The organism is Mediterraneibacter gnavus ATCC 29149 (assembly GCF_008121495.1).
Classification (GTDB): Bacteria; Bacillota; Clostridia; order Lachnospirales; family Lachnospiraceae; genus Mediterraneibacter; species Mediterraneibacter gnavus.
Genome location: NZ_CP043051.1, coordinates 2881942 through 2905983, shown reverse-complemented (window position 1 = coordinate 2905983; position 24042 = coordinate 2881942). Strand labels below are relative to the sequence as shown.

Genomic DNA, 24042 nt, shown 5'->3' with positions numbered 1-24042 from the left:
ATCCTATTTGTCAACAAGATTTTTATATTTTATTCACCGGCTGCTGTAAACAGTATCCTCCGCTGAAAAGGGCTGTCCGCTTTTGCGGGCAACCCTACTGACTTTTTAAAATTTTCAGAAGCTTATTTGCGCACCAGTTCCAGTGTCTCGCGTGCAATCGCAAGCTCTTCATTTGTAGGAATTACAAACACTTTTACTTTGGATCCCGGCATTGAGAGCTCTGTTTCTTTTCCTCTGAGTCCTTTGTTTAATTCTGTATTGAATTCGATTCCAAGGTAACCCAGGTAGCTGCATACCTGTTCTCTTACGATATCATCATTTTCACCGATTCCTGCTGTAAATACAATGTCATCTACACCATTCATAACAGCTACGTATGCACCGATATATTTTGCAACTCTGTATGAGAATACTTCCATTGCGATCTGTGCTTTCTTATCGCCTGCCAGAGAGGCATCTGTCAGATCACGGAAATCGCTGGAAAGTCCGCCGGAAAGTCCGTATACTCCAGAATCCTTATTCAAGATCTTCATAACGCCGTCAACATCCAGATCCAGCTTGTGTGCCAAAAATTCCATAATTGCAGGATCGATATCTCCGCAGCGTGTTCCCATTACAAGTCCTTCCAATGGAGTCAGTCCCATGGATGTATCTACGGATTTACCGTTTAAAACAGCTGTTACGCTAGATCCGTTTCCAAGGTGGCATACGATCGTTTTTGTCTCATCATATGCTTTTCCTAACAACTCAGCTGCTCTCTTAGAAACAAAGCTGTGGCTTGTTCCGTGGAAACCGTAACGTCTTACTTTGTATTTCTCATAGTATTCATATGGAAGTCCGTACATGTATGCTTTTGGAGGCATTGTCTGATGGAATGCGGTATCAAACACTGCTACCATCGGTGTGTTCGGCATCAGATTTTCACATGCTGCAACTCCGATCAGGTTTGCAGGATTGTGAAGTGGTGCAAGATCATTGCACTCTTCTACCGCTTTTTTCACTTCATCTGTGATCACTACAGAAGAAGCAAATTTTTCTCCACCGTGTACCATACGATGTCCCACTGCTCCGATCTCATCCAGGCTGTTTACAACACCTGTCTCAGGATTTGTCAGAGCCTCGATCACAAACTGGATCGCCTCTGTGTGAGTCGGCATTGCTTTTTCTGATTTTTCTTTTTCTCCACCTTCCGGCTGATAAGTCAGACGTCCGTCAATTCCGATTCTTTCACAAATTCCTTTTGCCAGAACCTCCTCAGATTTTGCATTGATCAGCTGGAATTTCAAAGAAGAACTTCCACAGTTGATTACTAATACGTTCATTTTTTTCCTCCTGAAAATTTTGTCATTTTATTCATTCTGATTTTAAGTTTTCTAAACAATTACTGTGCCTGAGCCTGTACTGCTGTAATCGCTACTACACCTTCGATATCCTCTGCGCTGCATCCACGGGACAGATCGTTGACTGGTGCTGCAATTCCCTGTGTCAGAGGACCATATGCTTCTGCTTTTGCAAGTCTCTGTACAAGCTTGTATCCGATATTTCCTGCATCCAGATCAGGGAAGATCAGAACATTTGCATGTCCTGCAACCGGGCTTCCAGGTGCTTTGGACTCTCCTACTGCCGGAACGATCGCTGCGTCAAGCTGCAGTTCTCCGTCCAGTTTCAGTTCCGGTGCCATCTCTTTTGCAAGTCTTGTAGCCTCTACAACTTTATCAACATCGGCATGTTTTGCACTTCCTTTTGTAGAATGTGAAAGCATTGCCACAACCGGCTCTTTTCCTGTCAGAGTTCTGAAAGATTCTGCGGAAGAAAGTGCGATATTTGCAAGCTTTTCAGGATCCGGATTCTGCTCCAGTCCGGAATCTCCAAAAATAAATGTACCGTCTGCACCCATATCGCAATCCGGCACTACCATTACAAAGAATGCGGATACTAATTTTGTTCCCGGTTTTGTCTTCAGGATCTGCAGACACGGACGAAGTGTATCTGCTGTAGAATGACATGCTCCGGATACCATACCGTCAGCATCTCCCATCTTCACCATCATAACACCGTAGTACAGATAGTTTGTCAGAAGAATCTCTCTTGCCTGCTCTTCTGTCATTCCTTTTTTCTGTCTGAGTTCTACCAGTTTTGCAATATAGCCCTCTGTCTTGTCGCTTGTAGCAGGATCTACGATCACAGCTCCTGTGAGATCAAATCCGGCTCCGTTCTTTTCGATCTCTTCCTTGCTTCCTACAAGGATCAGGTCGGCAGTCCCCTCTCTTAAAACTGCCTCTGCAGCCTGGTAAGTTCTTACGTCTTCTGTCTCAGGAAGAACGATTGTCTTTTTGTCAGCTTTTGCTCTTGCTTTAATTTCATCAATAAACGCCATTGTTTAAAGCCCCTTTCATTTGTTTCACTTGCTTTATTATAACGCAAATAAATTTTGTATACAAGTAGCTCTTATGTGCATTTTTAAGTACAATTTTCTCTATTTCTCTATGCTTTTCAGTAATATCGTCAAACATTTAACGAGTATTTTACTTATTTTTTTCAGGACTTTTCCGTTTTTTCAAGAAAAAACGGAGCTTTTTAGAGTCCACTCCAAAAAGCTCCGTTATACATCGTCTTTTTTCTGTCAATATATCTCAGATATGGAAAAACGCAGTTACGATCCGGAAATATACCAGAATCGTACAGGTATCCAGAATTGTAGTGATCAAAGGTGCCGCCATGATCGCCGGATCCAGACCGATCTTCTTTGCAGCCAGAGGCAAAACGCAACCGATCGTCTTTGCCATAACAACAACAGCAATCATCGTAATTCCGATCGCCACTGCCAGCATCACATCCTGATCGTACATAATATAGATGCGAAGCCCATTGACCATCGCCAGAATCAAACTGACTACAAGTGCAATCCGCACCTCTTTGAAGATCACCCGAAAAATGTCCTTGAACTCAATTTCACCTACTGCAATTCCCCGAATTACCAGTGTAGAACTCTGGGATCCGCAGTTTCCTCCTGTTCCCATCAGCATCGGGATAAATGTGATCAGAACCGGCATTACTGCCATCGCACTCTCATATCGCCCCAATATCTCTCCTGTCACAGTCGCTGATAACATCAGAAGCATTAACCAGAGACTTCTGTTCTTGGCATGTCGAAATACCGAGGTTCCGAAATAAGAGCCTTCACTCGGACTGACACCGGCCATGATACTGATATCTTCTGTCGCCTCATCCTGCAAAACGAACATAGCGTCGTCTACTGTTACAATCCCGACCATACACATCTCATGGTCAATGATCGGAATCGCGATCAGTCCGTACTTCCGGATTGTCTCTGCCACTTCCTCCTGATCATCCAGCGTCTTTGCGTAAATGACATTCTCATCCATGATCTCTTCAATCTTTCTGGATTCACCGGATGTTAAAATGTCCTTCACATCCACAACACCGATCAGCTTTTTCTTTTCTGTCACATAACAGGTATAGATTGTCTCTTTATTAATACCAACCTGACGGATCTTCAAAATGGCATCTGCCACAGTCATCTCTTTGTTCAGACTGATATAATCGATATTCATAATACTTCCGGCACTGTCTTCCGGATAATTCAAAAGCGCATTGATCTTCTGCCGCGTCTCTTCATCTGTCGCCATCAACAGTCTGTCCACCACATTAGCAGGCATCTCTTCCAGAACATCTACTGTATCATCCACATACATCTCTTCCATGACTTCTTCCAGCTCGGAATCCGTCAGCGCATTGATCAGTACCTCTCGAGTATCACTGGTCATGTCTGTAAACACTTCTGCCGCCTCTTCTTTTGCAAGCAGTCTAAAGAGCAGGATCATCTGGCGTTTATCGATCTTTCCATATTCCAGTCCATCCTCCAGCATTTCCACAATATCTACAGGGTGCATGTTTTCCAGTTCATCTTTTAATTCTTTAAACTCCCGCTTTTCCAGCATTGATAACAATACATCGTATTCCATAATCACATCCACCTTTTTTGATTTGTTCTTGCCGTCCTTTTATAGTATAATAGGTAATAAAATGATATACAAGGAGATTTTTATGAAAATTGTCGGTTTAATCACAGAATACAATCCTTTTCACAACGGACACCAGTATCATATCCAAAAATCACTGGAAGTCACAGGCGCCGATGCAGCCATTGTCGTGATGAGCGGAGACTACGTGCAGAGAGGGACTCCCGCCATTATGCCAAAGCATCTTCGTGCGGAAATGGCATTAAAATGCGGTGCCTGTGCAGTCTTTGAGCTGCCTGTCTGCTATGCGACCGCCACTGCAGAATTATTTGCGTTGGGAGCTGTCTCCTTTCTGGATCAGCTTGGCGTTGTAGATTACCTCTGCTTTGGCAGTGAATGCAATGATCTTGACGGACTGACAAAAATTGCTGATATCCTCTGTGATGAGCCTGACGAATATACGAAGTTTCTCAAAGAAAATTTAAGAGCAGGTATGTCGTTTCCTGCTGCCCGCCAGGATGCGTTGTCTTCCTACATGGGCATTTCAGACTGTTCTTTTTTATTAAGTGATCCGAACAACATTCTGGGTATCGAATATTTAAAAGCATTGCGACGTGTGAAAAGCAGGATACAGCCGTTTACTATCAAGCGCATGGAATCCGACTACCACGATCAGACGCTGCGCTCTACTTACAGTTCGGCTTCTGCTATCCGTTCTCTCCTTGCATACTCGAGTTCTGTACTCCAGACACAGCAGGTTACCGGAGAGACTTTCGAAAATACACCATTTTCCAGTATTTTAAATGAACTGGAAGATCAGGTGCCCAAAAGCTGCCTGGCACTTTTAAAAGATTATCACAAAGTGTTATATCCGGTTTATCAGAACGATTTTTCGCTTCTGATGAAATATAAGCTTTTGAACAAAACACCTCAGAGTCTCATTCGCTATATGGATGTTTCCGAAACACTTGCCAACCGGATCCAGAACAATCTGAATGATTTCTTTAACTATAAGCAGTTCTGTGAATTATTAAAGACCAGGGAGCTGACACAGACAAGAATCAATCGCGCACTTTTGCATATTATGCTTGGTCTGAAAAAAAACAACGTGAGAGAATATATGGAAAACGGCGGACATTTCTATGCCAAACTTTTAGGTTTTCGAAAAGACAGACAAGATCTGCTTTCTATCATTGCCAAAAAAAGTGCTCTGCCGCTGCTCACCCGCCTTTCCGATACTGACAGTATCTCCGAAATCGGTCAGAAAATGCTCCGACATGATATTTTGGCATCCAATCTGTATCAGTCTGTGATCACGGATAAATATAAGACCGCTTTTCGAAATGAATATAAACAGCCAATGCTGAAGATATAGAAAAAGGAGATTACATTATGAAACGTCCATTTACCAGACTGGAGAAAAAACAGTTACTAATCTTTGCTTTGATCGCCTTTGGCATTCCTTATCTGATGGGAATCCCGATGGCGTTCGGATATCAACGGGGAACTTCTCTGGATTTTTTTGCAAATGCCCAGATGTATTATCCGGCTGCCGGAGCCATTGTCGTCTTTCTTCTGACAAAAACAGAGTTTCCGATGCCCCGGCGGTTTTTCTATGGGTACCTTGTACTAACTGTACTGTTTGCCATCAGCTCTGTACTCAGTGTACTTATACCGGATGCCAACCTGTGGGTTATGGTCATCAATATGCTCACAATTGCCGGCAATCTGGCTCTCTGGGTTTTGTTTCTTCTTGACAAACGTGAAGTCCGCTTTATCTGGGGACTGACCTGGTCCGGGCCTGACAGCAGAAGACACTTTCTGTATGTAGTTCTGTTTTTCATGCTGTTTACAGGAAATCTTCTGATTTCCAGCTTCACAGACAATACTGCAGATTCCTTCCTCGCTCTTTTTGCTTCTCCGATGTTCTGGCTGTCACTGCTTTCTTTGTTTGTCAGCTTTTTCCTCGTCTTTTCCGCCTTTTTCGGAGAAGAATATGGATGGCGTTACTTTTTGCAACCGATCCTGCAGGAGCATTTTGGAATGCGAAAAGGAGTTCTCATCCTTGGTGTATTCTGGGGATTGTGGCATCTCCCGCTGAACCTGTTTTACTATGCACCTGATACAAGGCTTCAGAGTATTGCCGCACAGCTTATCACCTGTATTGCACTGAGCGTATTCTTTGCTTTTGCTTATATGAAAACAGACAACATCTGGATCCCTGTCATCCTGCATTTTATGAACAACAATATTGCAGGACTGATCAGTGGAGGCACTGTTTCCGGAGCTGTCATAGAATGGAAAGCGGTTTTGATACATCTTATTTTCTATAGTATCTTCTTCCTTCCATTTCTGGCATCCAAAGTGTTTCGGGAGTCAGAGACAGAAAAGAAATGATTGCATAAAATGAACATGGGAGATTGCACAAAATAGTTGCGTATCTCCCATGTTTCCATTTATACCTTTTCATTATTTTTTACTATGTGCAGCGTACCCCTTTTTAATTGAAAAACAACATCTGCCTTTTTCGCAATTTCATTTGAATGAGTAACAATGACTGCACATTTGTTCATCTGGTGTACACTGTCTTCCAGTATTTGCATAATGGACATTGCAGTTTCTTCATCGAGGTTTCCTGTCGGTTCATCTGTAAACTGTACCCCTATCCCCTTATGCCTTGAAAATAGAGGCTTTAACTGTATGCACACTTGTGTACTGTGTGTTATTTTCCATAAGAAGAGCTAGTATACTGTATTGTTGATATTTAACTAAATATTTATAGCTATTATAGCGCTTCATGTTAAAATAAAAGAAAACGGCGGTGATTTATATGGCAAGACCAAGAAAATATGTCATTAAACTTACAGATGATGAATTGAAGACATTAAAATCTATAATTCGCAAAAGTAATACATCTAAAACTATTCGAAGCAGATGCCAGATTATTATTGATTTGGATGAGGCTCATGGGAAAGTATTAACCCATGAGCAATCCGCAAGATCAAATGGTGTTTGCCTGACAACTGTAACGAATACAGTGACCAAATATTTTTCCGGTGGCATTGAAGCGGTTACCGAGTTCAAAAGAAATATCAATTCCGACAATGCAAGGCGTATCCTTGATGGACGTGCAGAAGCACGTATTATTGAACTTGCCTGCGGTCCTGTTCCAGAAGGTCATTCCAGATGGACTTTGCGTCTGCTGGAAAAAGAAGCCAAAGTAGTGCTTGATACACCGGTTAGCAAAGATGCTATCCGTAGAGCCTTAAAAAAAACAAACTTCGACCTCACAAAAATGAATACTGGTGCATTCCCTCAAGAGAGGACGCAGAATTTATAGCTTGTATGGAGGATGTTCTCGATGTATACGAACTTCCATATAACCCACAACGCCCCGTTGTTTGTATGGACGAAAAACCATATCAGTTACTTGGCGAGGCAAGATCCCCACTTCCTATGCGCCCCGGCAATGACCAGAAAGTAGATTCTGAGTATGTCAGAAATGGTACATGCAGCATTTTTGCATTCGTAGAACCGCTTGGTGGAGCTCATCATGTAAGTGTTCGGGAACATCGGACTGCAATTGACTGGGCAGAAGAAATCAAATATCTTGCCGATGTCATGTATCCAGATGTAGAAAAAATAATTCTTGTAATGGATAATCTTAATACACATAAACCAGCATCATTGTACAAACGTTACCCTGCTGATGAAGCCAGAAGAATCATGAAACGGTTGGAGATTCACTACACACCAAAACATGGCAGCTGGCTTGATATTGCAGAAATCGAACTTAACGTCATGACCAGACAATGTTTGAACAGAAGGATTGATAATATTTCAAATCTTCGTAAGGAATTATCAGCATGGGAAGTTGAACGAAATACCGTAGCCGCAAAGGTAAACTGGCAATTTCGAACGGAGGATGCAAGAATTAAATTGAATTCCTTGTATCCGACATTTACTACTGCATCTGAATAAGATGCAGTAGTAATGTTAAATATCAACGATACATCACACTAGAGCGGACATCGGACGCTATGTCCACACTTACAACTTTGAACGATGTCATTCTGCCCTTGATTATAAAACACTGGCTGAATGCTACTATCCGGCAATGATTCTGCCTTATGTAGCTTAATGCATATATGGGTCAGGCAAATGTGATACCATTCTCCCTGGTTCCTTAGTAACTATAAACCATATCAGTTCATTATAAGAATCTTAGATTTTTGTCTTGACAACTAAACCACTATAGAGTATATTTGTGTGTTAAAGGAATTAAATATGAACATCACTGAAATAGAAACATATCGAAAAGCTCCATCACCTGCAAGTTTTTTAGCAATCGATGATGCCAAAGAAAAAGAAATTGATCGGCAAATTCAAAAGTTAAAAAATATTAAAACCGTAATGCAAGAAAAGAAAGAGAAAATTGTTCTTTGTGAAACTTTATAAGATCAGGAAATCAGGGTTGAAGTATGCAAAGCAGAAAAACTATTACTTTATCCATATAATTTTTCAGAAGATGATATATCAAAAGCCATTTATCACTTAAAAGATACATGGGGAATTGAACAGATCCGGATGGGAATGGGAAGTTTTATTTCTCTTGATAATGTGTATAAGACGAATTTCTACAGATACGAAGGACTCTATACAACTACTCTGAACGCAAAAATGTCTTCAGATTGTTTTACAAAGTCTGGAAGAAAATATCTCTGCAGATACCAGAAAGGTACTTGGGATAGATTGCCGGTTCTATATCAAAAAATGCTGGATTATGCCAGAAAAATAATTTACAGCTTAATGGTTATGCTTATGAAGCAGGATTAAATGATTTTGTAATCTCTGACGAAGAGGATTATATAACTAAGATCATGATTAAGATTGATGAAATTTCATGATGGATGATTATGTGTGAATTTGAAACAAAACAAAAGAAGTGTGCTATACTATTGTTCAGCAAAAATCTTATTGACATATTTCGAATTATTTAGGAGGATAAACGTTTATGTGTACAGCAGCAACTTATAAAACAAAAGATTTTTATTTTGGAAGAACACTCGATTATGAATTCTCTTATGGTGATCAGATAGTAATTACACCACGTAATTATTCGTTTCACTTTCGTCATGTTGGTGATATGGAACATCATTATGCAATTATTGGAATGGCCCATGTAGCAGAGGATTATCCTTTGTACTATGATGCGATGAATGAAAAAGGAGTAGCAATGGCAGGATTGAATTTTGTCGGAAATGCTGCTTATTCTGAGGTTCAGTCTAATGTGGAAAATATTGCACAGTTTGAATTTATTTCGTGGATTTTAAGTCAGTGTGCTTCTTTAGTAGAAGTTCGTGAGCTTCTTGATCGAATTAATATTGTTAATACTCCTTTCAGTGAACAACTGCCATTAGCACAATTGCATTGGATTATCTCTGATGAAAATGAATCAATTACTGTAGAATCTATGTCAGATGGTCTGCATATTTATGATAATCCGGTAGGAGTGCTTACGAATAATCCGCCATTTCCACAACAGATGTTTCAATTAAACAATTATATGTATTTATCCCCAAAGCAACCAGAAAACACTTTTTGCGAAAATTTGGCTCTTGATGCATATAGTAGAGGTATGGGTGGATTAGGTCTTCCGGGAGATCTTTCATCTTCCTCTCGTTTTGTGCGTGTAGCTTTTACAAAAGTAAATGCAATTTCAGGTGAATCAGAGGCAGAAAGTGTTAGTCAGTTCTTCCATATTCTTGGATCTGTGGATCAGCAACGTGGATGTTGTGAGGTGGCTGATGGAAAATGTGAAATCACTTTGTATACGTCTTGTTGTAATGTGGCAAAAGGTATCTATTATTATAATACTTATGAAAATCATCAGATCAGTGCAGTAGATATGCATGTGGAAAATCTGGATAATAACAAATTGATTTGTTATCCGGTAATTCAAGGAGAACGAATCAATTATCAAAATAAATAGTATTATAATGGTCTCATAAATTAAGACACTTTTTCGGAAATTTTTTAATGAATCTGATATACTAAAATCAGTATGAAAGAGAGGATTCATAATTATGTCCAGACAAAGAAGAAACTTTAGTGCCAAATTTAAATCTGACCTAGTAATCCAGTGTGCTGTATCGTTGATATTTAACATTACTACTGCATCTTATTCAGATGCAGTAGTAAATGTCGGATACAAGGAATTCAATTTAATTCTTGCATCCTCCGTTCGAAATTGCCAGTTTACCTTTGCGGCTACGGTATTTCGTTCAACTTCCCATGCTGATAATTCCTTACGAAGATTTGAAATATTATCAATCCTTCTGTTCAAACATTGTCTGGTCATGACGTTAAGTTCGATTTCTGCAATATCAAGCCAGCTGCCATGTTTTGGTGTGTAGTGAATCTCCAACCGTTTCATGATTCTTCTGGCTTCATCAGCAGGGTAACGTTTGTACAATGATGCTGGTTTATGTGTATTAAGATTATCCATTACAAGAATTATTTTTTCTACATCTGGATACATGACATCGGCAAGATATTTGATTTCTTCTGCCCAGTCAATTGCAGTCCGATGTTCCCGAACACTTACATGATGAGCTCCACCAAGCGGTTCTACGAATGCAAAAATGCTGCATGTACCATTTCTGACATACTCAGAATCTACTTTCTGGTCATTGCCGGGGCGCATAGGAAGTGGGGATCTTGCCTCGCCAAGTAACTGATATGGTTTTTCGTCCATACAAACAACGGGGCGTTGTGGGTTATATGGAAGTTCGTATACATCGAGAACATCCTCCATACAAGCTATAAATTCTGCGTCCTCTCTTGAGGGAATGCACCAGTATTCATTTTTGTGAGGTCGAAGTTTGTTTTTTTTAAGGCTCTACGGATAGCATCTTTGCTAACCGGTGTATCAAGCACTACTTTGGCTTCTTTTTCCAGCAGACGCAAAGTCCATCTGGAATGACCTTCTGGAACAGGACCGCAGGCAAGTTCAATAATACGTGCTTCTGCACGTCCATCAAGGATACGCCTTGCATTGTCGGAATTGATATTTCTTTTGAACTCGGTAACCGCTTCAATGCCACCGGAAAAATATTTGGTCACTGTATTCGTTACAGTTGTCAGGCAAACACCATTTGATCTTGCGGATTGCTCATGGGTTAATACTTTCCCATGAGCCTCATCCAAATCAATAATAATCTGGCATCTGCTTCGAATAGTTTTAGATGTATTACTTTTGCGAATTATAGATTTTAATGTCTTCAATTCATCATCTGTAAGTTTAATGACATATTTTCTTGGTCTTGCCATATAAATCACCGCCGTTTTCTTTTATTTTAACATGAAGCGGCTATAATAGCTATAAATATTTAGTTAAATGTCAACAATACAGTACACTAGCTATACTCGAACTGCTTCCTTTATTTTCAGAATTTTCGAACCGTTAAACAAAGACTTTATACCCTCTTATAGATAATCGGAACGTCATATCCAAATGTTCTTTTTCCATTCACTTCCATACTTTCGAACACTTCCAAACACGTATCCGAAAACTTTTCCCATAGTTTAAATATCATAACGGGTGAGAACTGACTAGTACTGCCTCCCTCCCAGACACCGTTTCTCTCATAATATAGTGCAGGAGTAAATTTTTTGGATTTTTTTAATTCAATATATTCCACCTCTTTCATAAATTCATATGAAAACGTGTTCTTATCTTCCCCATTTGGAATTTCATAGGATGAAAGTAAAATTCTATCTTCTTTCTCTGTAATCAAGAAAAGATGCGGTGACGCATGACGCTTTCCTTCATTTTCATAATAACTTTCTTCTACAATAAACATGCCCTTAAAATCAGCAGGAAGATTTTTAATTTTATCATTGCAAACCGTATTTACGTGCTGTGCATAAGGGTATGTCTTTCCTGCCTTTTTCATTGCATCAAATTGCTCCTTATTATCAAATCGTCCTGTTATCAGTTTTACAAATTCTTCTATTTTCGTCATAGCTTACCTCCAAAATATATCACAATCTCTTGGAATCTTCGGCCCAGCAAAATCGAGGCCTGCTAATTCAATTTCTAGTTACACCCACAATTCAATGGTGGTTTATTATCAGCTCTCCTAAGGTTACTGTTACTGCTCGTCCTAAAAGACGGATATCACAAGCACATAGGATCCTTTTTTTATTGCCCCCACACACCTCTGCTTATTCCATTCTCCCCAACATAGCTAGGGGATTAGGCTTTTCATTAACGAAAGACTATCGATATTATATCCTGCAAAAATAACAATATTTTGATAATCTAATCCATTTTTCTTAAAACTGGGGGATACATCCCTACCCACAGATTTCTCCAAAATTTATACGTAAAAATTGACAATCCTTAATTATAAGATAAATTATTTCTGGTCGATTACGGACTGAATCTGTTTCATCAGCTGATCGTAGTTTGCTTGATCGTCAATTCCGCCCATCAAAGGCTCGCCAACGATATTTCCGTCTTTATCAACAAGAACTGTTGTAGGGAATGCCATAATGTTGCCGGCGTATTTTCCAACTGTTGAATCAGAATCGAAAGTCAGATTCTTGTAGGAAGCACCTTGAGCTTTTAAGATTTCTTTCGCTTCTTTGATTCCATCCTGATTGTCATCTAAAGTGTCTGTATTGATACCAACAACTTCGCCACCCATTTTCTTGAGTGTTTCGTTTAATTCATTCAGTTTAGAAAGCTCTCCAACGCATGGCTTGCACCCACTGAACCAGAAGTTTACAACTGTAACTTTGTTATTAGTGAAAAGGCTGTCATCTACATCATTTCCATCCAAATCTTTTCCTTTGAAAGCTTTGAATACAGCTGTGGATTCGTCTGATTTGGAGGAAGAACTGTCAGAGGAATCGGATGCAGCAATCTCTTTCTCAAGCTTGGCAATTTCTTCTTCAATTCCGCGGATTGTCTCGATGTCTTTGCACAGAGTTTCATATTCTTCTTCAGAGAAAGAGTCTTTGTTAGATTCCACTGTGCTTGCGAGGGAATCAGCATAGTTTTCGCTCATGGCATCACCGGCAGCGTTCTTGTTCATAAGACCAAAGGCTTTGTCCCATGCATCTTTGTGATCAGCAAAAAGCTGGTTTTCCTGCTGGTAAAGGTCGTTCAGTTTTTCGTTCAGCTCGTCTGCGCTGCCAGTTTCTGTTGTGGAAGAAGATTCCTGTTTTGTGTTTGTATTGTTTGTTGAGGAAGAGCTTCCGCAGCCTGTAAACGCAAAAAGTACAGAAATGGCAAGGGATGCAGCAATTACCTTTTTTAATTTCATTGAGTTTGTTCTAAGTGTTTTGTTTTTCATGAGTTTAAATCTCCTTTTCAATTTTATTTTGTTCGTTTTAGTTTATTTATTGTCAGCCTTTTTTTTGTTTGAAAATCCGTAATGATAGCAGATTGCATCAGTCGGACAGGCTTTCATACATTCTCCGCATCGGATACACTCCGGATGGTTTGGTGTGTCTACTACATTGACATCCATCTTACAGACACGACTACATTTCTGGCAGCCAACACATTTCTCATGATCAACCTGAATCTTAAGAAAAGATACCTTGTTAAACAGTGAATAAATAGCACCCAGCGGGCAGATCCATTTACAAAATGGACGGTAAAACAAGATGCTCAGGATGATGAAAAGCGCAAGGATTGTGAACTTAAATGTAAATAAATGTCCGAGTGCGGCACGGATTCCTGAGTTGGCAAGTGCCAGCGGAATTGCGCCTTCAAGTACGCCCTGTGGGCAAATGTATTTGCAGAAGAAAGGATCTCCCATACCAAGTGAATTGGTTACAAATGCCGGAAGTAGTATAACAAAGACGACCAGAATCACATATTTCAGATACCGCAGAGGCTTCAGTTTTGCGGTGGAAAATTTCTTGCCCGGAATCTTATGCAGCAGATCCTGGAACCATCCAAACGGACAGAGGAATCCACAGATAAACCGTCCTAACAGAACACCTAACAGGATGAAAAATCCGGTGATGTAGTAGGTAAATTTGAATTTTGAAGAACCGACCACGGCTTGAAAAGCTCCAATCGGACAGGCACCTGTGGCGGCAGGACAAGAGTAACAGTTTAGTCCCGGGACGCACATCGTTTTTACATTTCCCTGATAAATTTTCCCTTTAAACAGATTCGGGATGTGAATGTTGGTCAGTAGTGTAGCAGCTGCCTGAATCCATCCGCGGAAGCGGACCAGAGGGTTTTTGTTTGATTTCATTTTCTTATCCAATTCCGACACACTCCATACATAATTTTATTGCTTTGCTGAGTACTACAGCGGCTTCGCCGCGGAAAATTCCGCCAAAGAAAAGAACCAGACCGGCTGTAAGTAAAAGAATCTGTGATGCTTTTTCAGATTTCATAAAATACTCCTTTCAATGTTCAAAGTCAGTTTATTGACTTTTCGATGTTGGCATTATACAATAGGAGGTGTAAAATTTCTGTTAAGAAGATGGAGAAAAATAAAGTGAGATTATTAGTCGTTGAAGATGAGAAGAAATTATGTGACATGATCGCGAAAAGTCTGCACCAGAGCGGCTATGAGGTGGATGTATGCAATGACGGAGAAGAAGCATTGGATATGATTTATGCTGAAATGTATGATCTGATCGTGCTTGATCTTAATCTTCCTGGGGTGGATGGGATGGAGATTCTTCGGGAACTTCGTAAAGAAGATGAAGAGACAAAGGTATTGATCTTGTCTGCGAGAAGTCAGATTGCAGATAAAATTGAAGGGTTGGATGCAGGTGCGAATGATTATATGGAAAAACCATTTCATTTGCAGGAACTCGAGGCACGCGTGAGAAGTCTGACGAGACGAAAATTCATACAGAAAAATGTCTGCCTGGAATGCAACGGCATTCGGTTTGATATAAGAGAACGAGTGGCGTATGCAGAAGAGAATCCGGTTGCGTTGACGAGAAAAGAAAATGGGATTCTAGAGTATCTTCTTCTGAATCAGGGCCGGCCGGTCAGCCAGGAAGAGTTGATTGAGCATGTTTGGGATTCTTCTGTGGATAGTTTTAGCGGCTCTATTCGTGTGCATATGTCTTCTCTGAGGAGAAAACTCAAGGCGGGACTTGGCTATGATCCGATTGTAAATAGGATTGGCGAGGGTTATAAGATAGGAGGAGATAGCAAAGCATGAGAAAATTATCACTCCAGTGGAGACTGACAATCCTTACTACAGTGTTGATCACAGTATTGTGCGGATGCCTTACATTTTTCTTATATAAGAATGGAGTCTATTATATCGATACACTTCAGGAAACAGTTACAGATCAGGGAAAAACACCGGAAGCACTATACATTGAGATTCCGGATAATGAGTGGGACAATTTTGCATCACAATTTGCTACGGAGGTATATAATTCGAAATCCGATTATAGAAACAGAAGTCTACTGATCACAGGTGTTGTAGCGTTACTTGGTGGAGCGGTGACATATTTTATTAGTGGCCGTGCATTAAAACCGCTCAGAGAGTTTTCTGAGACAGTTGAAAAAGTACAGGCACAGAACCTGACGGATTATACGATCGAAGAGAATAAGATTGCAGAGCTGGACATACTTCGTACGTCTTATAATAAGATGCTTTTGCGACTGTCGGAATCGTTCGAGACACAGCGCCAGTTTACCGGGAATGCAGCACATGAGCTGCGGACTCCTTTGGCATTAATTCAAGCACAACTGGACCTCTATCATGCGTCAGAAAATCCGGAGAATGGGGAAGCGGCGCAAGAGACGATCCAGATGGTGACAGAGCAGAACGAGCGTCTCAGCAAGTTGGTCAGAACACTTCTGGATATGAGTGAGTTACAGACAGTAGCGCGCAATGACAAGATCGAACTTTGTGGACTAATCGAGGAAGTGCTGGCAGATCTGGAACCGTTGGCACAGGAAAAAGGTGTTACACTGATACAGAAATCGCAGAGTACAGTAGATGAAAAAGAAGAGAATGCAGGCGAGGGTCTGATGCTGACAGGAAGTGATATACTGATCTATCGGATGCTTTATAACCTTGTTGAAAATGCGATTAAATACAACCATACAGATGGAAAAGTTACGGTATCGGCAGAACGAAAGAGGAAAGAAGTTGTTCTGACGATTGCAGATACAGGAAATGGAATCGATGAGACATTCCGAGAGCGGATCTTTGAACCATTCTTCCGGGTGGATAAGTCAAGAAGCCGAAAAATTGGCGGTGTAGGTCTTGGACTTGCAATGGTACGCGAGATCGTGCAGGTGCATGACGGGGAGATTGAGGTTCATGGAAATGAGCAGGGCGGAACGACATTTGAAGTGAAAATGAGTATAGAAAGACTAACTATTAAAAGTCAAGTCTAAAATGAAAGTTTTTTGAATGAATTGCAGAAATGCATTTCAGATATATTTGAACCTTGAAAACTGTATGACAACAAGAGCATCTTTATAGGTGCTCTAAAAGGAGATATTTACAGAAAAAAATTAAGCAGTTGGCAGATATGCTTTTCCTGATTTCTCCATTGCAAAAATCAATCGCACAAGCTTCTTAGCGGCATGGGATATGGCAACATTATAATGCTTGCCTTCCGAGCGTTTCTTTTCAAGATATGCACCAAAAGATTTATCCCAGTGACAGACATATTTTGTGGCATTGTAAAGGGCATACCGGAAGTATCTGGAACCTCGTTTCTCCATATGGGAATAACAGTTGTCTAACTGTCCGGATTGATAAGTGGAGGGAGACATTCCTGCATATGCGAATATCTTATCTGCGGAATAAAACGAGAGAAATCCCCAATCTCAGCGATGATCATTGCGCCCATCCGGTAACTGATACCGGGAATGGTAAAGATTGGCGATTGGATTTCTTCATCCATGATTCGTTTGATGGCTGCTTCAATCTCGTCAATCTCAATCGCTAATTCCCGAATAAGTTTTATGGTGTGCTTTAGTTTCAAAGACTTGGCAGGCATATGAGAACCGATAGAACTTCTTGCAGCGTCACGAAACATGACAGCAGTATCTTTTCCATATCTGCCTTTCGAACTATCAAAGAGTAGGTTGGAAAGCCTTGTGAGATGTGCATTTGCAACAGCATCTGCACTTGGAAATTCACAAAGCAAAGCATAGACGGATGCCATATGAAGCGTAGGAACAAGTCTTTCCAGCTCCGGGAAAAGAATACAGACAAGTCTTGAAACAGAACTTTTCAATTTTGCCCGTTCTTTGACCTTATCAAAACGATAACGGGTTAGTGACTTTAATTCCTCATTGTGGTAAGATGTATCTGAGTAGAGCCGATTATCCCATAAGTATTCAATCAAATCTGCCCTTGTACAGATGACTCCGTCATGCTCAAAAAGATAATACATGATCCGCAATTCATTTTTTGTAAGTTCTGCCTGTTTTCCACCTGCCTCTATAGTTCCTGTCTCCAACCACAGAGATATTCCCTCATGAGTAAGGTATCTACTCTGTTTCTTTTCCAATCTGTTCTATCGTAAAGGAAGCAAAAATATTCTCAAAATGCTTTATTTCTATATTTATATCCAGCAACAAGTCAACAAGAGTTTTTATCGCAAGAAACTCCTATACTTTTACATTTAACTTTTTTGATCTTTGTGAGAAAATATTTTCAAATTCAGTGGCCATATTCTCTTGTACTCTTGAATATATATATTTATTGCTTTCATATTTTCTCATCCCCTGCACACCATTCAAATTTATTTACAAATCAATCTTTCTTCTGATCTATCAAATCATAACTCAGATCCCAAAAATCCAATATCTTTGCTTCGCTCACCCTTCCATCCAACAACATTGTAATCCAGTACTTTTTATTCATATGATATCCCGAAAGAAAACCATAAGTCTGTGTCAGAAGTCCAACCATATCCGGTTCGCACTTCACATTGATGACATCTACCATGCTCTCTTCTTCTAATCCCAACCTAGATTTTTCAACCTGCATCAGCACTGCATACCACTTTCCATTTTTATGCCGAAGCACTGCACTTTTCGGTGATGTTTCCCAGAGATACTCTGGAACTGTTCCATATTGGTTTTTTACATATTCAAAAATCTCTTCTCGTTTCAAATATTCCACTCCCTGATTACTCTATTTTATCAATCTCATGATTGTACTTTTTGTATTTATCAACAGGCAGGACATTAGCCCTGCCCACCTTTTCTATTATAGCATTGTTCCTCTGCTCCTACAATGCAATCCATTCTTTGATTTTTTCTCATTTTTTAATAAGTAACCAGTCCATATCCCAAAATGGACTGGGAATTCACTGTATAACTATTCTGCTTTACTGCATCTCCACTATTTCCTTCAATCGTATGTACCGTAGTTCCATCACAGCTTTCCACGATTCCTACATGGTCACTGGCTCCATCCTGATTCCAGTCAAAAAAGATGAGGCTTCCTGGCGTCGGAACACTTCCTCCACCTTGCCATTTTCTCTTTGCCTGAAACAAAGCCACACCGTCCGTACAAACAGAAAACTTTGGCACTACTTCCTTTTGAATAAGTCCTGCCTGATCCGCACACCAGCTGACAAAACAGGCACACCATTCTTCCCGACTGTCAAATCCATACCATGACCAGAACTTCTGGCCGCCTTCGTTCCCCAACTGGCTTTTCGCAATGGTCACAAGCTGCCCCTTTCCAAAAAGTCCGGCAAACACTCCCCCGCCGGAATAATATCGAAGCACATGGGGTACATACTCCGGATCGCCATACCTTGGCCATCCATGGGCGGCTGCCTGTTCCTGGGAAACCTGCAGTGCATTGGCTTCACTATAGCCCCCATGTTTTCGGATTGCCCATGTGATGTACCCATTCCCGTAATTATAGCCTTGTAAACTAAGTTTTAACTTGTCCATATCCTGTGGGCTTTTACATCCGGCTTCCCGGACACAATCTGCATAATACTGTACGCCTACCTTGATGGAATAGTCTGCATCCTGAATTGCACCAGGCGTATTAGGATACTGGGTATTATACGGACACTCGCTGGCCTGCATGGGATCGGTTCCTCTCCCGCCGCTTTCCTGCATCATGATTGCCTGGATGACCGATACATATTCCGGGATTCCAAATTCACTGGCATACCGCTGGATCACTTGGGTATGGGCCAGGACTTCCGCACTCAGCGGCTCGCTGCTCTGGGAACTCCCGATAAACGAAGCGCCGCCAATGATTCCTACAATAAGGATCAAGATCACAAATACCATACCACCGCCTGCCATCAATGCTGCAAAAGCTGCCTTTACCGCATGGGCGGCAGCTTCCGCCATAGCTTTCAGCCCCCTGGCAGTTGTTTTTGCCGCCTCGGCGCTTTGTCTTGCTGCCTGGGCAGAACGCATGGCAGCCCGTTTTGCTTCCCTTGCCGCCCTCATAGATGTTAGAGCCTGTTTTTTTTGTAAGATTGCCTGGGTTTTCACCTTCTTGTAAGAAACCGGGGACGCTTTCACCATGCGGGGCGCTGTTTTTACTGCCCGGTTTCCGGCTTCCTTGATCGTTTTCTCCGCTTCCGGTTTGACCTTGATGCTCCGTCCGGCTCCTGTGCGCCCTTTCTTTGCTCTTGCCTGTCCTGTCTGGGCAGATGTTCCGCCGTTTCCTGTTTCCCCGTCCAAAGGGGCGGTAACAGCTTCTCTCTGCTTTTGTCTTTGTTCTTTTAACTTTTCATAGGTTTTCACTGCCAGCTTCTTTCCGCCACGATAGGCTGCAAAAGCGCTTTCTTTCCCAGCCCGCTGTTCCACTCGTTCTATCCGGTTTCCAGCATATTCTACCGGGGATTCCTCTCCCGTTTCTCTTCCGATCTTATCTGCCATGATGCTGGTCTTTTCTTTTGTCTCCAGCATCGCAGAACGCACCAGTTCTTTCGGAAGCCGGGAGGCAGGATTGCGGATCTTTGGACTTTGATCCCGCACTTTTTCTTTGATATCTTTCAATCACACACCTCCCATCTTCTGTACTTTCTAACGTTCCCTTCCCCGCTTTTTTAATTTCTTCTGCTGACTCTCCAGCTGTTCCAATTCCCTTACCGCTTCCTGCACCAGCGGATGATTGGCATAGTAGGGAACATAGGATAGTAACTCTTTTCCCTTCTCCCCGGTAGCCAATGGATATTCTCCCTCGTTATACAGAGGATCCTCTGCATGGTGCAGGGAAAATTCCAAAGACGGAAGCATCTGAGGGGAACGTTTGCAAAATCTCTGGTAATGCCGGAAGGCTTCTTTTAAAGACGTACATTCGATACACTCCCCCATCCCATGAAACTCCCCGCACTCCGCTGCAAGAAAGGTAATGGTTGTTTCTTCTTTCATGGATTTCACCTCCCTTTGAAAAACTTCTCTTTATCGAACCGCCGACTTCTGTTTTTCTTCTTTACCAAGCTTCAGATGGTGTTGTTCTTGTCGAAGTTCCTACAAGGTATTCCTCACAGACAATTGTTTTCCTTCTCTTGCTTCCAGTTTCTCAGCCTGCTGTTTCAATCGCTCTGTTTTCTGCTCCAACTGATGGATACTCCGCATAGACTGGAATAGCACTTTCTGCGTTTGAAAGATGATTCCCTGTTCGGAATTGCGTTCTGTGAGCTTTCGCACCTCTTTTCCACCCGCTTCCAGAAATGCCTTCCGCAGATGCTCTTTGGCAACATGCAGTTCTTCCGCCATGCTCCCCAGACGGTCAATCTTCTGATCCATCGACAGCATCACCGTATGCAGAGACGATTGGATTTTTTGCAAGCCTTGAGTAAGGTGCATTCCCTTTACCGCACAGGCAAGGGCATCTTTCCCCTTTTCTTTAAAGTCCATAACTGCCTGTTCTGCTCGTCCCACAAACTTTCTTTTCCATTCTCCCACCTGAAAACGAAGTGTTTGCACCTGATGTTCCGCCTTCTGGATTGTGTTCACCGCAAAGAGTTTGACCTTGCTTTCCTGCATCACACCCAATTGCTTCTTCACCTCTCCCAATTCCTTTAGGACAGTTCCCAGCTGCATTTCCATAGAATCAATATAGTCTGCCATACGGAGCACATCCCCTTTTTCCTGCTCCATGCCCTGTTGTTCCAAAAGTTCCAGCAATGCCCGGATACTGCCCTGCTCCCGAAGCGGTTCTCTCGTTTCCTGGATTTCCACTGTTTCTCCTTCTTCCATTTACATTTCCTCCTTCCCAAAAGGATGCTGCCGAAGAACGTTCAGCAGCACCCTCAAAAATATCTTTTTCACTAGCATTCACCTGGTTTCGTTGTCATCAAACGGTACAGCTTCGTATTCTTTGGGAAGCTGTTCTCAAATGGCACAAGATTTCCGGAACACCGGATCAAACCCTTACCTGCGCCTACATTGGTGATATAGGATAACTGGTTCTCGGAAATGTTCAAAAGAGATGCCAGTTCGTCCCGGTCTGTGGCAGCCTGGTTCAAAAGGATCAAAAACTCACTGTTTGCCAGCATCAGCCTTGCCGTATCCGATTTCAAAAGTTCCTCTACGTTCTGCGTTAAACTTGTGACAAACCCATGGTATTTACGGATTCTCTTATAGAGCCGGTAGAAAAAGTCCGCACTGTACTGATACCGGAACAACAGGTAAAACTCATCGGCAAAAACCCAGGTAGTCTTTCCTTTCTTCCAGTTTTGGATCACCCGGTTGAAGATGCTGTCCAAGGTGACCAGCATTCCCAGGGGCATGAGCTGCTCTCCCAGTTCCCGGATATCATAGGCAATGATACGGTTCTTCGTATCCACATTGGTTTTCTGGGCGAAGGTGTTCAGGCTTCCATTGATGAACAACTCTGAAGACAAGGCAAGCCCCCTGGCTTCCTCTTCCGGCTGGAGCATGAGCTGTCGGTACAGATCTTTCAAGGTCGGCACTTCGCTTTTATAACCGCTTCGGATATATTCCCGGTACACATCTGCGGTACAGCGGTCCAGGATGGACTTTTCCTTGGCAGACAAGTTGCCAGCCCCCACCAACTGTTCAAACAAGGACAGGATAAACTCCGACTTCTCGATCAGCGGATTCTTGTCATTTCCATAGGCGGAGTCCATATCCAGCGCGTTCAGATGGGTATGGGACGTTGCAGAAATGGAGATTACTTCCCCATTCAGCGCTTCCACCAAAGAACCGAATTCCGACTCCGGATCTAAAATCAAGATGTCATCTTCCGTAGACAGGGCAAGGTCCACGATCTCTTCTTTTGCCGAGAAACTCTTTCCCGAACCGCTGACACCCAATCGGAAGGAGTTTCCATTCAATAACTTCCTCCGGTCTGCCACCAGCATATTTTTGCTCACCGCATTCTGTCCATAATAGATGCCACCCGGCTGCATGATCTCCTGGGTATGGAAAGGGATCAGCACAGCAGTGGATTCTGTGGTCAGGGTACGAAGGGCATTGATCTTACGGATGCCATAAGGAAGTACCGTATTGAGTCCATCCACTTGCTGCCATTTCAAGGTTGCCATCTGACATAAATGCTTTCTTACTACCGACAAGATGCTCTCCGTATCCGAATCCAACTGTTTCTTGCTGTCTGCCATATGTACCATGGTGAGGATGCCGAACATCATCCGCTGATCCCTGGTGGTCAGGTCATCCAGCATCTCTTTGGTTTCCTTCCGCTGTAATTCCATATCATAAGGCACAATGGCAGAAAAGTTATTGTTGGCATTCTGGCGTCTCTGCCAGTTGGTCACATTGGTCTCCACGCCAAGCAGACGGTTCTGGATCTCACGCACCGCTTCGTCTGTGGGTACCGGGAGGATATCGATGGACAGCATCAAGTCCCGGCTTAGATCGCACAGCTCCGAGATCATGTCATCCTTGACATAACTGGCATAATCCTGCATATACAGCACCCGCCCAAACCGTTCATTAATCTTGAAGAAGTCTTTGGAAAACTCCATGGACTGGGGACAGATCCAATCCTTGAAGCTGCTCCCCTTTTTGGCAAATGCCTTCATATCGAAAGGAAAGCACTGGGGTTCATCTGCCCGAAAGAAATCCCGGAAGATCTGTAACCTCTGTTCCGCATCCAGTTCTTCCCCAATGGAGGACAGCTTGCTCAGATGGGTGATGATATCCGTTCCCACACGTGCAAAATAAGTCCTTGCCTCATCGATGTTCTTTTTATGGACACTGACCGTCAGATACCGTTCCTGATAGATGCTGTTGTTGGTGCCGCTGACCTTGGATAGCAGCATTTCGTTGTATTCCTTTCGGTATTCATCCAGCCCGTCCTCTTTCATTGGCAAAAGAAGGGATGCTTCAAATTCTTCTTTATTGATCTGCCTATTATTTAAAGTGATCTTTGCCGCCGCACCGGAATCTAAGGCATTTAACAGTTCACTGTAATCCAAGAACATTTCCGTCTTATCCTCTTTGCTTGCGATGGCATAGTTGATATCGGAAAACCGGAAGGTCTTGGAAAACTTTGTCCCGGACTGGAATACTCCATCCGGCCAGATCCGCTGGATCGGGATCGCCTGCTGGACAGACCTTGGGACTTTAAATTTCTCCCGGTCCATTTTCAATGCCTGTTGTAAGGTTTTAATCAAACGCACCACTCCTTCCCGTTCTCTTTTTCTGTTTCATCCGTTTCTTTTTTGCCCGCTGTTCCCTTTTTTTTCAAAAGGGCTGCACCATCTCCCCTGGTCTTTTCTCCCAGGGCCAGTGTTTCTTCCATACAGGCATGGTACAAGTCCTCACTTTGAAACAGCAGGCGCTTGGGGTATAAAAATTCAGACTTGATATACGCCCAGGCAAACTGCTCCGCATTCATGCCATGGTACTGGAAAAAACCACAGGCTGCGAAAGGGGCAGCCCCTAAGATGCACAGCCACCCGGTCATTTCCTGTCCCACATACTTTCCCAAGCCAAAATAAATCCCTACCGCCACAGCGATGGCAAGCAGGGAGAAAATACACTGGCGCAAGTTCAGTCCCATAAACATGGACTCCTGATAGTTGCGGATCTCTTTATTCATTTTTACTTCCATAT

23 protein-coding genes and 1 pseudogene are annotated in these 24042 nt (G+C 42.2%); 8 read left to right on the top strand and 16 right to left on the bottom strand.

Features of this window, described 5'->3' with window-relative positions; genetic code table 11:
- Positions 1-122: 122 nt before the first annotated feature.
- The 3 genes from FXV78_RS14385 to mgtE form a co-directional block, all read right to left on the bottom strand.
- Positions 123-1322: an acetate kinase gene (locus FXV78_RS14385; protein ID WP_004843873.1), complete on the bottom strand. Its 1200-nt coding sequence runs from the start codon at positions 1320-1322 to the stop codon at positions 123-125.
- A gap of 59 nt (positions 1323-1381) precedes the next feature.
- Complete coding sequence (gene pta, locus FXV78_RS14380; RefSeq protein WP_004843874.1) at positions 1382-2377, bottom strand: phosphate acetyltransferase; 996 nt, start codon at positions 2375-2377, stop codon at positions 1382-1384.
- Between the two features lie 256 nt (positions 2378-2633).
- A complete protein-coding gene (gene mgtE / locus FXV78_RS14375; RefSeq protein WP_004843876.1) occupies positions 2634-3986 on the bottom strand; it encodes a magnesium transporter in 1353 nt (450 codons plus the stop codon).
- A gap of 82 nt (positions 3987-4068) precedes the next feature.
- On the opposite strand from mgtE, the gene FXV78_RS14370 reads away from it, so the two are divergent.
- From FXV78_RS14370 to bsh, 6 genes are all read left to right on the top strand, one after another.
- Positions 4069-5358: a nucleotidyltransferase gene (locus FXV78_RS14370; RefSeq protein WP_009244539.1), complete on the top strand. Its 1290-nt coding sequence runs from the start codon at positions 4069-4071 to the stop codon at positions 5356-5358.
- Positions 5359-5375: 17 nt separating this feature from the next.
- Positions 5376-6380, top strand: coding sequence for a CPBP family intramembrane glutamic endopeptidase (locus tag FXV78_RS14365; RefSeq protein WP_004843878.1), 1005 nt, complete (start codon positions 5376-5378; stop codon positions 6378-6380).
- A gap of 433 nt (positions 6381-6813) precedes the next feature.
- Entirely contained in the window at positions 6814-7323 is a 510-nt protein-coding gene (locus FXV78_RS14355; protein ID WP_004614566.1) for a helix-turn-helix domain-containing protein, read from the top strand.
- Positions 7293-7964 (top strand): IS630 family transposase, encoded by a 672-nt coding sequence (locus FXV78_RS14350; protein WP_114149212.1) that lies wholly within the window; start codon positions 7293-7295, stop codon positions 7962-7964. The genes FXV78_RS14355 and FXV78_RS14350 overlap by 31 nt, the downstream gene beginning before the upstream one ends.
- Before the next feature lie 306 nt (positions 7965-8270).
- Entirely contained in the window at positions 8271-8441 is a 171-nt protein-coding gene (locus tag FXV78_RS14340; protein WP_004614569.1) for a hypothetical protein, read from the top strand.
- Positions 8442-8997: 556 nt separating this feature from the next.
- Positions 8998-9975 carry a choloylglycine hydrolase gene (bsh, locus tag FXV78_RS14335; protein ID WP_004614568.1) on the top strand — a complete coding sequence of 326 codons (978 nt, stop codon included), beginning with the start codon at positions 8998-9000 and terminating at the stop codon, positions 9973-9975.
- A gap of 189 nt (positions 9976-10164) precedes the next feature.
- Here bsh and FXV78_RS14330 read toward each other — a convergent pair whose 3' ends face one another.
- The 6 genes from FXV78_RS14330 to FXV78_RS14305 all read right to left on the bottom strand — a co-directional run bounded on the left by FXV78_RS14330 (position 10165) and on the right by FXV78_RS14305 (position 14411).
- A complete protein-coding gene (locus tag FXV78_RS14330; RefSeq protein ID WP_114149212.1) occupies positions 10165-10836 on the bottom strand; it encodes an IS630 family transposase in 672 nt (223 codons plus the stop codon).
- Positions 10806-11315, bottom strand: coding sequence for a helix-turn-helix domain-containing protein (locus FXV78_RS14325; RefSeq protein ID WP_004614566.1), 510 nt, complete (start codon positions 11313-11315; stop codon positions 10806-10808). Before FXV78_RS14325 ends, FXV78_RS14330 begins: the two co-directional genes overlap by 31 nt.
- Positions 11316-11461: 146 nt before the next feature.
- Positions 11462-12010 (bottom strand): hypothetical protein, encoded by a 549-nt coding sequence (locus tag FXV78_RS14320; protein WP_004614572.1) that lies wholly within the window; start codon positions 12008-12010, stop codon positions 11462-11464.
- Positions 12011-12406: 396 nt separating this feature from the next.
- Positions 12407-13348: a TlpA disulfide reductase family protein gene (locus FXV78_RS14315; RefSeq protein ID WP_004840585.1), complete on the bottom strand. Its 942-nt coding sequence runs from the start codon at positions 13346-13348 to the stop codon at positions 12407-12409.
- 42 nt (positions 13349-13390) lie between these two features.
- Positions 13391-14278, bottom strand: a complete 888-nt coding sequence (locus FXV78_RS14310) for a 4Fe-4S binding protein (protein WP_004614574.1) — start codon at positions 14276-14278, stop codon at positions 13391-13393.
- The gene (locus FXV78_RS14305; RefSeq protein ID WP_004058840.1) at positions 14271-14411 is read right to left on the bottom strand and encodes a CD1871A family CXXC motif-containing protein; all 141 of its coding nucleotides are present in this window, start codon (positions 14409-14411) and stop codon (positions 14271-14273) included. The genes FXV78_RS14310 and FXV78_RS14305 overlap by 8 nt, the downstream gene beginning before the upstream one ends.
- 44 nt (positions 14412-14455) lie before the next feature.
- Between FXV78_RS14305 and FXV78_RS14300 the strand changes: the two genes are divergently transcribed.
- Entirely contained in the window at positions 14456-15196 is a 741-nt protein-coding gene (locus FXV78_RS14300; protein WP_004840586.1) for a response regulator transcription factor, read from the top strand.
- Positions 15193-16392, top strand: coding sequence for a sensor histidine kinase (locus tag FXV78_RS14295; protein ID WP_004614576.1), 1200 nt, complete (start codon positions 15193-15195; stop codon positions 16390-16392). Before FXV78_RS14300 ends, FXV78_RS14295 begins: the two co-directional genes overlap by 4 nt.
- Before the next feature lie 120 nt (positions 16393-16512).
- On the opposite strand, the pseudogene FXV78_RS18885 reads toward FXV78_RS14295, so the two are convergent.
- The 7 genes and pseudogenes from FXV78_RS18885 to FXV78_RS14255 form a co-directional block, all read right to left on the bottom strand.
- Positions 16513-17324: pseudogene (locus FXV78_RS18885) on the bottom strand (transposase); the annotation flags it as partial.
- 440 nt (positions 17325-17764) lie between these two features.
- Positions 17765-18127 carry an MmcQ/YjbR family DNA-binding protein gene (locus FXV78_RS14280; RefSeq protein ID WP_172624248.1) on the bottom strand — a complete coding sequence of 121 codons (363 nt, stop codon included), beginning with the start codon at positions 18125-18127 and terminating at the stop codon, positions 17765-17767.
- Positions 18128-18282: 155 nt separating this feature from the next.
- The gene (locus FXV78_RS14275) at positions 18283-19992 is read right to left on the bottom strand and encodes a CHAP domain-containing protein (RefSeq protein WP_004840595.1); all 1710 of its coding nucleotides are present in this window, start codon (positions 19990-19992) and stop codon (positions 18283-18285) included.
- Positions 19993-20019: 27 nt separating this feature from the next.
- Positions 20020-20367, bottom strand: a complete 348-nt coding sequence (locus tag FXV78_RS14270) for a hypothetical protein (RefSeq protein WP_004840596.1) — start codon at positions 20365-20367, stop codon at positions 20020-20022.
- 99 nt (positions 20368-20466) lie between these two features.
- The gene (locus tag FXV78_RS14265) at positions 20467-21198 is read right to left on the bottom strand and encodes a DUF6674 family protein (RefSeq protein WP_004840599.1); all 732 of its coding nucleotides are present in this window, start codon (positions 21196-21198) and stop codon (positions 20467-20469) included.
- Positions 21199-21269: 71 nt separating this feature from the next.
- Positions 21270-23600, bottom strand: a complete 2331-nt coding sequence (locus FXV78_RS14260; RefSeq protein ID WP_004840600.1) for a VirB4-like conjugal transfer ATPase, CD1110 family — start codon at positions 23598-23600, stop codon at positions 21270-21272.
- A complete protein-coding gene (locus tag FXV78_RS14255; RefSeq protein ID WP_004840601.1) occupies positions 23597-24040 on the bottom strand; it encodes a PrgI family protein in 444 nt (147 codons plus the stop codon). The genes FXV78_RS14260 and FXV78_RS14255 overlap by 4 nt, the downstream gene beginning before the upstream one ends.
- Positions 24041-24042 lie beyond the last annotated feature (2 nt).

Excerpts from the sequence above, each read along its gene's own strand:
- FXV78_RS14385 (WP_004843873.1), bottom strand. The coding sequence starts at position 1,322 with ATGAACGTATTAGTAATCAACTGTGGAAGTTCTTCTTTGAAATTCCAG.
- pta (WP_004843874.1), bottom strand. The coding sequence starts at position 2,377 with ATGGCGTTTATTGATGAAATTAAAGCAAGAGCAAAAGCTGACAAAAAG.
- mgtE (WP_004843876.1), bottom strand. The coding sequence starts at position 3,986 with ATGGAATACGATGTATTGTTATCAATGCTGGAAAAGCGGGAGTTTAAA.
- FXV78_RS14370 (WP_009244539.1), top strand. The coding sequence starts at position 4,069 with ATGAAAATTGTCGGTTTAATCACAGAATACAATCCTTTTCACAACGGA.
- FXV78_RS14365 (WP_004843878.1), top strand. The coding sequence starts at position 5,376 with ATGAAACGTCCATTTACCAGACTGGAGAAAAAACAGTTACTAATCTTT.
- FXV78_RS14355 (WP_004614566.1), top strand. The coding sequence starts at position 6,814 with ATGGCAAGACCAAGAAAATATGTCATTAAACTTACAGATGATGAATTG.
- FXV78_RS14340 (WP_004614569.1), top strand. The coding sequence starts at position 8,271 with ATGAACATCACTGAAATAGAAACATATCGAAAAGCTCCATCACCTGCA.
- bsh (WP_004614568.1), top strand. The coding sequence starts at position 8,998 with ATGTGTACAGCAGCAACTTATAAAACAAAAGATTTTTATTTTGGAAGA.
- FXV78_RS14325 (WP_004614566.1), bottom strand. The coding sequence starts at position 11,315 with ATGGCAAGACCAAGAAAATATGTCATTAAACTTACAGATGATGAATTG.
- FXV78_RS14320 (WP_004614572.1), bottom strand. The coding sequence starts at position 12,010 with ATGACGAAAATAGAAGAATTTGTAAAACTGATAACAGGACGATTTGAT.
- FXV78_RS14315 (WP_004840585.1), bottom strand. The coding sequence starts at position 13,348 with ATGAAAAACAAAACACTTAGAACAAACTCAATGAAATTAAAAAAGGTA.
- FXV78_RS14305 (WP_004058840.1), bottom strand. The coding sequence starts at position 14,411 with ATGAAATCTGAAAAAGCATCACAGATTCTTTTACTTACAGCCGGTCTG.
- FXV78_RS14300 (WP_004840586.1), top strand. The coding sequence starts at position 14,456 with ATGTTGGCATTATACAATAGGAGGTGTAAAATTTCTGTTAAGAAGATG.
- FXV78_RS14295 (WP_004614576.1), top strand. The coding sequence starts at position 15,193 with ATGAGAAAATTATCACTCCAGTGGAGACTGACAATCCTTACTACAGTG.
- FXV78_RS14270 (WP_004840596.1), bottom strand. The coding sequence starts at position 20,367 with ATGAAAGAAGAAACAACCATTACCTTTCTTGCAGCGGAGTGCGGGGAG.
- FXV78_RS14265 (WP_004840599.1), bottom strand. The coding sequence starts at position 21,198 with ATGGAAGAAGGAGAAACAGTGGAAATCCAGGAAACGAGAGAACCGCTT.
- FXV78_RS14255 (WP_004840601.1), bottom strand. The coding sequence starts at position 24,040 with ATGGAAGTAAAAATGAATAAAGAGATCCGCAACTATCAGGAGTCCATG.